8 protein-coding genes are annotated in these 12,156 nt (G+C 66.2%); 4 read left to right on the plus strand and 4 right to left on the minus strand.

Annotated elements, in window-relative coordinates:
- Positions 1–152: 152 nt before the first annotated feature.
- Positions 153–1,763, plus strand: coding sequence for an ATP-binding cassette domain-containing protein (locus C167_RS0112030; RefSeq protein WP_017518530.1), 1,611 nt, complete (start codon positions 153–155; stop codon positions 1,761–1,763).
- A 178-nt stretch (positions 1,764–1,941) separates the two neighbouring features.
- Positions 1,942–2,385, plus strand: coding sequence for an acetyltransferase (locus C167_RS0112035; RefSeq protein WP_017518531.1), 444 nt, complete (start codon positions 1,942–1,944; stop codon positions 2,383–2,385).
- A 19-nt stretch (positions 2,386–2,404) separates the two neighbouring features.
- Here C167_RS0112035 and C167_RS0112040 read toward each other — a convergent pair whose 3' ends face one another.
- Positions 2,405–2,761, minus strand: coding sequence for a hypothetical protein (locus C167_RS0112040; protein WP_017518532.1), 357 nt, complete (start codon positions 2,759–2,761; stop codon positions 2,405–2,407).
- A gap of 74 nt (positions 2,762–2,835) precedes the next feature.
- On the opposite strand from C167_RS0112040, the gene soxR reads away from it, so the two are divergent.
- A complete protein-coding gene (gene soxR / locus C167_RS0112045) occupies positions 2,836–3,300 on the plus strand; it encodes a redox-sensitive transcriptional activator SoxR (RefSeq protein ID WP_026078977.1) in 465 nt (154 codons plus the stop codon).
- A gap of 210 nt (positions 3,301–3,510) precedes the next feature.
- On the opposite strand, the gene C167_RS0112050 is transcribed toward soxR, so the two are convergent.
- The 3 genes from C167_RS0112050 to C167_RS0112060 all read right to left on the minus strand — a co-directional run bounded on the left by C167_RS0112050 (position 3,511) and on the right by C167_RS0112060 (position 8,489).
- Positions 3,511–4,863 (minus strand): HlyD family type I secretion periplasmic adaptor subunit, encoded by a 1,353-nt coding sequence (locus tag C167_RS0112050; protein WP_026078978.1) that lies wholly within the window; start codon positions 4,861–4,863, stop codon positions 3,511–3,513.
- 5 nt (positions 4,864–4,868) lie between these two features.
- Positions 4,869–7,031 carry a type I secretion system permease/ATPase gene (locus C167_RS0112055; protein ID WP_017518535.1) on the minus strand — a complete coding sequence of 721 codons (2,163 nt, stop codon included), beginning with the start codon at positions 7,029–7,031 and terminating at the stop codon, positions 4,869–4,871.
- Positions 7,032–7,199: 168 nt separating this feature from the next.
- Complete coding sequence (locus C167_RS0112060; protein ID WP_017518536.1) at positions 7,200–8,489, minus strand: TolC family outer membrane protein; 1,290 nt, start codon at positions 8,487–8,489, stop codon at positions 7,200–7,202.
- 548 nt (positions 8,490–9,037) lie between these two features.
- Here C167_RS0112060 and C167_RS33285 point away from each other — a divergent pair.
- Positions 9,038–12,156: retention module-containing protein (locus C167_RS33285; RefSeq protein WP_017518537.1), on the plus strand; the 3,119-nt coding region annotated here is incomplete at its 3' end.

Below are 12,156 nucleotides of genomic sequence, written 5' to 3' on the forward strand. Positions count from 1 at the left end.
GCACCTGCGCCGCCCTTGCCGTTATACTGCGCCCCTCATTCCCCTTTGCGAGGTGTTCGTCCGATGCGCAATTGATGCCGCCGTGGTTTCACGGCCCGTTTCCTTCCCTGGCCCGTTGCCGGGGGATTTTCGGCATCAATCCGGATTTGCGCATGACGAGCCCGCTCACCCTGGCGCTGCAAGGCGTCTCTTTCCAATTGCCCAGTGGCGAGATGCTGCTGAGTGACCTCAACGAAACCTTCGACCACCGCCGCACGGCACTGGTCGGGCGCAATGGTGCGGGCAAGTCCGTGCTGGCGCGGATCATCGCCGGCGAGCTGGCCGCCACTGCCGGCCGCTGCCTGGCGTCCGGGCCGCTGCATTACCTGCCGCAGCGCATTGAACCGCAGGCATTGCGCAGTGTGGCCGAGCTGGCCGGCGTACAGCCGATGCTGGATGCGCTGGCTCGCGTCGAGGCCGGTGGTGTCGCCCCCGCTGACTTCGAGCACCTCGATGGCCACTGGGATATCCGCGCCCGCCTGGAGGCCGAATTGGCTGCCGCCGGGCTCGCCTATCTGCGGCCGGACACGCCCGCCTCGCGCCTCAGTGGCGGCGAATGCACGCGAGTGGCGCTGCTCGGCGCCTGGCTCAGCAACGCGGACTGGCTGATCCTCGACGAGCCCAGCAACCACCTCGACCGCGCCGGCCGCGAAGCCCTGCGCGAGCAGCTGCAGCGCTGGCGCGGCGGCCTGATCCTGATCAGTCATGACCCCCTGCTGCTCGACGACATGCAGCGCATCGTCGAACTGTCAGCGGCCGGCCTGCGCAGCTATTCCGGCGACTATGCCTTCTACCGCGAGGTGCACCAGCAGGAGCAGGACAACGCCCAGCGTGAGTTGCAACGGTGCAAGCTGGAGCGTGATCGCCAGCAGCACGCCATGCAGGAGCAGCGCGAGCGCCAGGAGCACCGGCAGGCGAGAGGGCGCAAGGATGCGAGAGAAGCCAACCAGGCGAAGATCCTCGTCGACCGGCAGAAGGAGCGCAGTCAGACAAGCATCGCACGCCTGGCCACGCAGCATGAGGATCGACGCGACCGACTGGCGCAGGGCGTGCGGGAGGCATTCGAGCGATTGCGCGAGGGCGCTGCGGTGGTCTTGAACGCACCGGACTGCGAGTTGCCCGAATCCCGTGGCGTCTTGCTGCTGGAAGCACTGCGCCTGCCGTTCGGCAATGCCGCGCCGCTGGATTTGCAGGTGAGCGGCCCGCGCCGCGTGGCGGTCACCGGGCGCAACGGCAGCGGCAAGTCGACGCTGCTCAAGGTCATCGCGGGCGTGCTGGAGCCTGCGACGGGCTCGTGCGCGGTGAGGGTGCGCAGTGCCTATCTGGACCAGCATCTCGCCGCGTTGCTGCCTGAGCGCTCGGCGCTGGAGCTGCTGCGCGGGCGCAATCCCGTGGCCGACCTGTCGGTCCTTCGCACGCGTCTGGCGCAGCTGGGGTTGCCGGCGGCGCGGGTCGAGCTGCCCAGTGCGCTGCTCAGTGGCGGTGAGCGGTTGAAGGCGGCGCTGGCGTGCGAGCTCTACGCCGAGCATCCAGCGCAGTTGCTGCTCCTGGACGAGCCCGACAACCACCTCGACCTGCCGTCTCGCGAGGCGCTGGAGGATCTGCTGCGGCAGTACCGTGGCGCATTGCTGGTGGTGTCCCATGATGCTGCGTTTCTCGACCGGCTGAACCTGGACGCCCGGCTGGAATGCGCGGAGGGCGGCTGGCGCTGGATGGCCGAGTGAGGCTTTACCGGCCGGGAAGGGCTGGGTAGGATCGACCTCCCTTTCTTTCCGGCTGCCTCTGCCGTGTTCCGCCCAGGCGTTGAATCGCGAAGCGGGCATTCATGCTGCCGACGCTCCAACGGCCGTCACCGTGTGTGGCGCGCTATCCCTTTCGTGATCGCTGAATCAGGATGATTCCATGCTTATTCGCCAACGCATCGCTGCGGATAATCCGCGGCTGCTCGATATCTGGCTGGGCGCCGTGCGCGCAACCCACCACTTCCTCCAGGCGTCGGACATCGACGACCTGCTGCCTCAGGTCCGCGACCTCTACCTGCCGGCCGTCGCGGTCTGGGTGGCGGTGGATGCCGAAGACCGCCCGCTGGGCTTCATCGGCCTCAACGAGTGCCATGTGGAGATGCTCTTCATCGATCCGGACTGCCGGGGGCGCGGCCTGGGCCGCGCGCTGCTGGATTTCGTGCGGGAGTTGCGCGGCACGCTGAGTGTCGACGTCAACGAGCAGAACCCGCAGGCGGTGGGATTCTATCGACACTACGGCTTCGTCCAGACCGGACGCTCGCCCACCGATGGCGAGGGGCGACCGTTCCCGCTGCTGCACATGAGCCTGCCGGCCCCTGAATAAGGCATGGCCTACAACAGGTTTACGCGCTGTGCTCCGTCTCGCCACTGCCGAAGCGGATGCTTCGCGCGCCGAGCTTGAGCAGGCTGTCGGCGAACAGGTCGCTGGCGGTCTGGCGGCAGTCCCAGGCGGCTTCCCAGTCTTCCTGTCGCCGCCAGTGCAGGCGGCCGACCAGGCGCTGGGGTTCACCTTCGGCATGCAGCTCGCTGGCGAGGTAGCCGGGGCGCCGGTAGAACAGTGCCTGCAGGTGCGACAGGTAATCGCCCAGGCGCGCGGCGATGTGCGGACGTTGCTGGGGTGTCACGTCGATCTCGATCTGCAGGATGAAGTGCGGATTGTCCACGCAGGCATGGGCGGTGATCGGGGCGGGTTGCGTCATGTTCCTTGGCTCCCTGGCTTGTACCGAATGCCTGGCGAGGGTAAAACCTCAACATAAGTTGAGGTCAATAGCCCATGAAAGAATCTTCTTCCTGCTCCATGCACCGCGAGTTGAGTGTCGGCGAACTGGCCAAACGCGCCGGCGTGGCCGTTTCCGCGCTGCACTTCTACGAGGCCAGGGGGCTGATCAGCAGTTCCCGCAACGCCGGCAACCAGCGCCGCTATTCACGCGACACGCTGCGTCGGGTGGCGGTGATCAAGGTTGCGCAACGGGTCGGCATTCCCCTGGCCGAGATCGCCAAGGCGCTGGGCTCGCTGCCCACCGGGCACAACCCGACGGCAGCGGACTGGGCGCGGTTGTCGGCGCGCTGGCGGGATGACTTGAACGAGCGGATCGAAAAGTTGCTGCTGCTGCGCGATCAGCTCGATGGCTGTATTGGCTGTGGATGCCTGTCGATGGAGGCCTGTCCGCTGCGCAATCCGGGCGATCGGCTGGCGGAGGAGGGGCCGGGGGCGCATTGGCGGGGGGAGTTGGAGTGAGGTTGAAGAGCCCCTCTCCCTAACCCTGGCTGCGCGCCCCGCTCCGAAGGGAGAGGGGACTGTCCTGAGCGAAGTGGGGGGGATGGCGTCAGCCGGATGCCGCTGTTCGAGTGGAGAAATGAATTTGAGGTTGGCACAAGCGCCCCCTCTCCCTTCAGGGAGAGGGCTGGGGAGAGGGCAATGCCTCCGCTCCGGAACCCCAGGAAGTCCTCACCGCTCCCGCAATGCCTCCCACCGCGCCTTGAGCACCGGCTTGAGGATGTAGTCCAGCACGCTCTTCTCGCCGGTGATGATGTCCACCGTCGCCACCATGCCGGGGATGATCAGCAGGGGCTTGGCGTCCGTGCCCAGGTGGTTCTTGTCGGTGCGCACCTGGATCATGTAGAAGCTGTTGCCCTTGTCGTCGGTGATGGTGTCGGCGCTGATCACTTCCAGCTTGGCCTTCAGCCCACCGTAGATGGTGTAGTCGTAGGCGGTGAACTTGACCGTGGCGCTCTGGCCGGGGTGGAGGAAGGCGATGTCCTGCGGGCGCACCCGAGCTTCCACCAGCAGGTTGTCCTCCAGCGGGACGATTTCCACCATGTCGTTGCCCGGCTGCACCACGCCGCCGATGGTGTTGACCTTGAGCTGCTTGACGATGCCACGCATCGGCGCGACCACCAGGGTGCGGTTGACCTTGTCGTCGATGGCGCGGCTGGTGGCGGTGAGCTTGTTGAGGTCGGTGCGCACGTCATTGAGCTCCTTCAGCGCGTCGCTGCGAAAGCCCAGTTTCGACTCCTCCACCTTGCGCTGGATCTCGTTCACCGCCGCCTCCGCGCGGGGGATCGCAAGGTTGGTGGCATTGAGGTCGCCACTGATTTCCACGGCGCTGCGGCGCAGGCGCAGCAGTTCGACCGGGGAGACCGCGCCAGCCTTCACCAGCGGCTCGGACATGTTGATTTCCTGCTGGACCAGCCCCAGGCTCGAGCGGTATTGCTGGGTCTTGGCACGGAATTCCTGCAGCTCCTGGCTCTTCTGCCGCAGTTGTTCCTGGAGGATGTTGAGCTCGCTGCTCTGCCGCTGCATGCGGGTCTGGTAGAGCGCCAGCTGGTCTTCCACCACCTGCGGCGCGGACTGCTTCAGGTCATCGGAGAACACCGGTTCGCGACCTTCGGCTTCCGCTTTCAGGCGTTCGACGCGAGCCTCCAGCGAGTTGCGGTCGGCCTCGGTCTCGCCCTTGTTGGAGGTGAAGCGCGTGTCGTCCAGGCGCAGCAGCGGCTGGCCCTTGTTCACCACCTGGCCCTCGCGGACGAAGATTTCCGAAACGATGCCGCCTTCCAGGTTCTGGATGGTCTGCACCTTGGAGGAGGGAATCGCCTTGCCCTCGCCCTTGGTCACTTCCTCGATGTCAGCGAAGTAGGCCCAGGTGATGGCCGCCACCAGCAGCCCGAGCGCCGCCCAGAGGGTGATGCGGGTGGCGTTGGGCGAGTCCTCCAGCAGGGTGCCCTGGACCTCGGGCATGAATTCGGTATCGCGGGCACCGTTGCCGCCGAGGTAATCGCGGATCGATTGCGAGAAGTGCATGGCCATTACCCCGCTGCCGGGCCGACGTGGCCCTTGCGCAATGCTTCGATGACCGCCTCTTTCGGGCCGTCGGCGACGATGCGGCCACTGTCGAGCACCAGCAGGCGGTCGACCAGGCTGAGCATCGAGGTGCGGTGCGTGACCAGCAGCAGGGTCTTGTCGCGGCAGGCCTCGTGCAGACGTTTGCGAAGGATTTCCTCGCTGCTGTTGTCCATGGCGCTGGTGGGCTCGTCCAGCAGCAGGATCGGCGGGTCGAGCAGCATTGCACGAGCCATCAGCACCGCCTGGCGCTGGCCGCCGGAGAGCAGCTGGCCGCGCTCGCCCACCGGACGGTCGAAGCCGGCCGGGTGTTGCCGGGCCAGTTCGCTGACGCCTGTCAGCTCGGCCACTTCGAGCATTCGCGCATCGCTGACGTAGCGCGCGCCAAGGGTCAGATTGTCGCGCAGGCTGCCGGCCAGCAGCGGCAGGTCATGGGCCACGTAGCCGATCTGCTGGCGCAGGTCGGAGACATCGAGCTGGCGCAGGTCCAGGCCGTCGAGCAGGATCTGCCCTTCATCGGGGTGATAGAAGCCCATCAGCAGGCGGCCGAAGGTGCTCTTGCCCGAGCCGCTCTTGCCGATGATGCCGATCTTCTCGCCGGGGGCCATGCGCAGGCTGACGTGGTTCAGCGCCGGGGTGGTCTGCTCCGGATAGCTGAAGCTCAGTTGGCGGACTTCCAGTGCGCCGTGCAACTGGGTGCGCTCCAGCGGACGCTGGCGGGCCTGGCGCTCCTGTGGCAGTTCCATCAGCGCGTCGGTGCTCTTCATGGTCAGGCGCGCCTGCTGGTAGCGGGTGATCAGTCCGGCGATCTGACCCAGCGGGGCGAGCACGCGGCTGTTGAGCATGTAGCTGGCAACCAGCGCGCCGACGCTGAGGTTGCCGGCGAGGATGCTGTAGACCCCGGCGCAGATCATCGCAAGGCCGGCGAACTGCTGGAGGAACAGGGTGCCGTTGGTGGCCAGCGCGCTGAGGAAGCGCGCGTGGTTGTCCAGCCGCGCCAGGGCGCCGTGGGTGGATTCCCAGCGGTACTGGCGCTCGCTCTCGGCGCCGCAGGCCTTGAGGGTTTCCAGTCCGCCCAGGGTCTCGATCAGCAGGGCCTGGCGTTCGGCACCCAGGGTCAGGCTCTTCTGCACGGTGTCGCGCAGGCGGCTCTGGATGATCAGGGCGAACACGATGGTGATGGGGAAGGCCAGCAGCGGCACGGCCACCAGCCAGCCGCCGAGCAGGCCGATGACCAGGATCATCAGCAGCGAGAAGGGCAGGTCGATCAGGCTGGTCAGGGTCAGGGCGGTGAGGAATTCGCGCAGGCCCTGGAAATCATGGATGCTTTGGGCGAAGCCGCCGACGGTCTCGGGCCTGGCCTTGAGCGACATGCCGGTGATGCGTTCGAACAGGGTGGCGGAGAGGACCACGTCGGTCTTCTTGCCGGCCATGTCCAGCAGGTTGGAGCGCAGCACCCGCAGCAGCAGTTCGAACAGCGTGCCGATCAACAGGCCGGCGGCGAGTACCCAGAGGGTCGATAGCGCCTGGTTGGGCACCACGCGGTCGTAGGTCTGCATGACGAACAAGGGCACCAGCATGCCCAGCAGGTTGATCAGCAGGCTGGCGACCAGTGCGTCCGTATAGAGCCACCTGGACAGCCGCAGGGTGTCGCGGAACCAGGCTTCGACGCGCGGCACCAGGGGTTTGCGCGCGGCCTCCAGTTCGTGCCGCGGGCGGGCGAAGAGGGCCTGGCCGCTGTACTGGGCGGCCAGCTCGGTGGCGCTGACGGACTGTTCGCCGCCATCGGTCTCGCACGGCAGGATCAGCGCCTGGCCGTCGTCGCGCCACTGGCGCAGCACCGCGCTGCGGCCGTCGTTGAGCAGCAGCAGGACCGGCAGGTTCAGGTTGGAGATGCTCTTCAGCTCGCGGCGCAGCAGCCGGCCTTGCAGGCCAGCGCGCGCGGCGGCGCGGGGCAGCAGGGCGGCCGAGAGCCGCTGGTCGCGCAGCGGCAGCCCGGCGGACAGGCTGTTGCGACTGACCGAACAGCCGTGCAGGCGGCAGAGAATCAGTAATCCATCGAGCAGGGGATCGTCATGGCTCAGGCGCGGATCGCCCGGCGGGGATGCACTGCGCTCCTGGATGATCATGGTCACGCTACTTCCTCCCGGGCCGCCGCGCGCCAACGCCGCCCGGCGAACACGTGCAGGTGTTCGCCAGGGGCCGGTCGTCGGGTACGCCGAGCCCTGTCGTATCGCTTCACGACCGTCGCCCCGACGCCGGGCGGCGCGGGGCAGGGACGGACGCATGCGATTTTCTTATTTCAGGTCAGGCAGGCGCGCCTCGTTCTTCACATCCGACAGGGCCACGGCCTCGTGCGGTGCTACCACATGTTGCGAGCGCAGCAGGCTGCCCATGCTGCCGAGCACGCGGTACATCGAGTATTCCTCGGTGTAGCGCACGTCCACATAGCGGCGGTTGGCGGTGAACAGTTCGTTCTCGCTGTCCAGCAGGTCGAGCAGGGTGCGCTGGCCGAGGGTGAACTGCTGCTGGTACGCCTCGCGCACCTTGCGGGTGTAGTCGGCGTATTCGCGCGCCGGCTGGGTCTGCTTCTTGGCGTTTTCCATCGCGTCCCAGGCCAGCGAGAGATTCTCGTTGAGCAGCCGCAGCGCGTTGTTGCGGATGTCCTGGGCCTCGTTGATCTGGTGCGAGGTGGCGTTCAGATGGGCCTTGTCGCGCATCCCGTTGAACAGGTTGTAGCGCATCACCACCTGTGCTTCCCAACTGTTGTAGTGGCCTTCATCACCGTCGACGTTGTTGTTGGCCGCCTTGGCCAGCTCGGCGTCGAAGCGTGGGTAGAAGGGCGCCTTGGCGGCCTCGTACTGGGCTTCGGCGGCGTTCACGTCGGCCTGGGCCGATTTCAGCAGCGGGTTATCATCGAGCATGCCCTGGCGCGCCGCCAGCAGGTCCGGCGGAACGTCCGCCTTGACCGTTGAGGGCGATTCGAGCTGGTCCGGCATGCGGCCGGTGGCGCTATAGAAGCTGGCCTCGGCATCGGCCAGGTTCACCTCTTCGGTGTAGAGGTTGTTCTGCGCCAGGGCCAGACGAGCGATGGCCTGGTCGTTGTCGGCAGTGCTGCCGACACCACGCTCGCTGCGCAGGCGGATCTGGTCGCCGATACGTTCGTGGGCCTGCAGGTTGTTCTTCGCCAGCGCTACCATCTCGCGGCGCTTGAGCACATCGAGATAGACCTCGACGGTGCGCAGGGCGGCGGTTTCCGACGTGCCGAGGATGCGGAAGGCCTTGGCGTTGACGTTGGACTCGTTGCGCTTGACCTCGTTGGGTGTGCCGAAGCCGTCGAACAGCATCTGCCGCAGACGGATTTCCGCATCACCGCGGGTCAGGGTTTCCTTGTTGTGGTCGCCCAGTGCACGGGTGCTGGGGCTGTCGGTGTTCTCGCGGCCATAGCCCGCGACAAGGTCGACAGTCGGCAGGTAGCCGCCCCTGGCAAATTTGAGCTCTTCATCCGCGGTGAGGCGGCTGTTTACGCTCTGGCTGATTTCCGGGTGGTATTGCAGCGTGCTTTGTATAGCTTCGGTCAGCGTCATGGCTTGCCCATGAGTCCCCGACACCGCCAAAAATACACCGCTCCATAGTGCCGCGTTACGACTGCGCATGGCTTTGCTCCTGGTGTTCTCGTACTTCGATGCTCTTGGATCGCCAATTTATTGGCTTTTTTCTCTTATCAAGCGTTTCACGCCTGTAACATCAGAGCTAAGAACAACTTTTCGAAAACCTCAGAAGAATTTTTCACATGGGTTATTCGGAAAAAATCTTATGAGCCCTGTGAAAAACCGCACATTGTTTGGACGTGCAAGCCCTCGTGTTTCCTGGGTATGGGCCGGAGAAGGCGCTTGCAGAAAAAGCCAGGTACGGTTTGTAGCAGTAAGGGCGGGGACCACCGCAGAAGGACAGAAATGCGTGGCCAGCATGACAAAAAATTGTCGCTGGCTTTTTGATGCAAAAGCGCTAGCAGTCCTTTTTGCTCCCTTCGCAACTTTCTTCGCAGCATCCGGATACAAGCGTGCCGTGGCCTGTTTCGGTCAATTGCGCGCCGGTGGAACCGGCCGCGAGATGTGCAGCGGAGGAAGGACTCATGGCTACTTTGATGGGTGTCGTCAGCAAGGTAATCGGCGAAGTGTTTGCGGTAGCCGCCGATGGATCGCGTCGTCCTTTGTCACAGGGAGACAAGGTGTTTGTCGGTGAACAGCTGGTCACCGGCGCCCATGGCGCGGTTGCGCTGAAAGTCGCCGGAGGCGGCGAGATCACCCTGGGCCGCGACAGCGCCCTGCCGCTGACCTCGCAGATGCTTTCCGCCGCCCACCAGGCGGAACAGGGTGACCAGGCGGTTGCCCAGCAACAGCCGGCAACGCCGACCCAGCAGGACGTCACCGACGTCAAGGCCTTGCAGGCCGCCATCGCTGCGGGCGTCGACCCGACCCAGGCCGCCGAGGCCACCGCCGCCGGCCCGAGTGCTGCGGGCGCTGCCAATGGCAAGCCCGGTGGCGGGCACTCCTTCGTCCTGCTGACGGAAGTCGGTGGGCACATCGACCCGGTCATCGGCTTCCCCACTGGGCCCATCGGCTCCGGTCCCTTGCCTCTGCGCGAGTTCGACGGTACGCCGGATGTGCGCCCCGAGGCCGAACCGCCCGTGGTTCCGGTCGATGGCGTACCCACCGCCGGCCCGGGAGCGGCCAGCGTGTTCGAAGCCGGCCTGCCCGGCGGCCTGCCCAATGGCGCGGGTGAGGGCTCGACCTTTACCGGCAACCTGGGCTACAGCTTCGGTGCCGACGGCGTCGGCAGCTTCACCTGGGGCACTGCCGGCCTGCCGAACCTCACTTCCGGCGGCGTGCCGCTGACCTACAGCGTCAGCCCCGATGGCCTGACCCTTACCGGTAGCGTCAATGGCGCTCCGGTGTTCACCCTGACCATCACCAACATCAACACCGGTGCCTTCGAGTTGAACCTGCAGCAGCCGCTGGATCATCCGCTGCCGGGTTCCGAGGACACCCTGACCCTCGAGATTCCCTACACCATCACCGACGGCAACGGCACCCCGGCCGACGGTACCCTTACCGTGGGCATCGTCGACGATGCGCCGCAGGCCAGCCTGTCCGCCGATAACGGCGTGGACGTCCTGCTGCAGACCCACGACGCCAACACCGCCGGTGCGGCCTTCGACACCGCCACCACCGACTTCAGCTCGGCCTTCCAGGTGAGCGCCAACTACGGCGGTGACGGCGCCGGCAGCACGCAACTGAGCTACAGCCTGAACCTGGTGGCCGGCAACGGTGCCGACTCGGGGCTGACCAGCGGCGGCGCGGCCATCTTCCTGTACAGCGTGGGGGGCGTCATCGTCGCGTCCACTGCCGCCAGCGCGGCCGGCATTACGGGTGGGAACACCGTCTTCAGCCTGTCGGTGAACGGCAGCACCGGCGTGGTCACCCTGACCCAGTTCAGCGCCATCGACCACGCCCTGCCGGGCAGCGAGGGCAGCTACGCCAGCCAGGCCGTTGCGCTCGATTCCGGCCTGGTGCAATTGCAGGGCAACCTGACGGTCACCGACCGCGATGGCGACAGCGTTTCCTCCAGCAGCTCGCTGGACCTCGGCGGTCGCGTCAGCTTTACCGACGACGGCCCGAGCATTGCCGTGGGCAACACCGAAGGCCTGCAACTGACGGTAGATGAGTCCGCCCTGGGCACCGACGCCACCAGCAGCGTGGCGGTCAGCAGCCTGTTCAATGCCCAGTTCGGCGCCGATGGCGCCGGTTCGATCACCTACCAGGTCAGCACCACCGACAACACCGACAGTGGGCTGAAAGACACCGCCACCGGCGACACGATCTTCCTGTTCAACACCGCCAATGGCGTCGAAGGCCGTGTCGGCGGCGCCGATGGCGCCGTCGCCTTCCGGGTGACGCTGGGCGAGGATGGCAAGATCACCCTCGACCAGTTGCGTGCGCTGGTGCACCCGGACAGCGCCGATGCCAACGACCCGCTGAGCCTGGGCGAAGGCAAGATCAGCCTGAGCGCCACCGTGACCGACGCCGATGGCGATCACCAGAGCGCCAGCCTGGACCTGGGCAGCAAGCTCACCTTCCTCGATGACGGCCCGAGCATCTCCGTGGGCAATACCGAAGGCCTGCACCTGACGGTGGACGAGTCCGACCTGGGCCAGGACGCCAGCAGCAGCGGCTCGGTGGCGGACCTGTTCAACGCCCAGTTCGGCGCCGATGGTGCCGGCTCGAACACCTACCAGGTCAGCACCACCGACAACACCGACAGCGGCCTGAAAGACACCGCCACAGGCGACAAGATCTTCCTGTTCAACACCGCCACCGGCGTCGAAGGCCGAGTCGGCGGCGCCGATGGCGCCGTCGCCTTCCGCGTGACGCTGGGCGAGGACGGCAAGATTACCCTCGACCAGGTGCGTGCGCTGGTGCACCCGGACAGCGCCGATGCCAACGATCCGCTGAGCCTGGGCGAAGGCAAGATCAACCTGACCGCCACCGTGACGGACGCCGATGGCGACCATCAGAGCGCCAGCCTCGACCTGGGCAGCAAGCTCACCTTCCTCGACGACGGCCCGCGCATTGCGCCCATCGAAGGTGGCGACCTGCAACTGAGCGTGGACGAAACCACCCTCGGCCAGACGGCGACCAGCAGCGGCCCGGTAGCCGAGCTGTTCAACGGCCAGTTCGGCGCCGATGGCGAAGGCTCGATCACCTACAGGATCGAAGCCGTCAACAACTCCGACAGCGGCCTCACCGATACCGCCAGCGGCCAGCGGGTGATGCTCTTCAACACCGCCAATGGGGTGGAAGGGCGCCTGGAGATCAGTGGTGAAACCGCCTTCCGCGTCACCCTCGGCCAGGACGGCAAGGTCACCCTCGAGCAACTGCGCGCGCTGGTGCATTCCGATGCCAATGATCCCAATGACTCGCTGAACCTGGCGGGCAAGATCGCCCTCAGCGCGACCATCACCGACAAGGACGGCGACAGCGCCACCACCTCCATCGACCTGGGCGGCAAGCTCAGCTTCCTCGACGATGGCCCGAGCATCGCGCCGAGCACCGAGCACGATATCCAGCTGACGGTGGACGAGAGCAACCTGGCCGTGGATGCCACCAGCACGGCCAGCGTCGCCGACCTGTTCAGCGGGAACTTCGGCGCCGACGGGGCGGGGCAGATCACCTACCGGATCGAGACCCAGGA

Origin of the sequence: Pseudomonas nitroreducens TX1 (assembly GCF_000313755.1) — a bacterium.
GTDB lineage: Bacteria > Pseudomonadota > Gammaproteobacteria > Pseudomonadales > Pseudomonadaceae > Pseudomonas > Pseudomonas nitroreducens_A.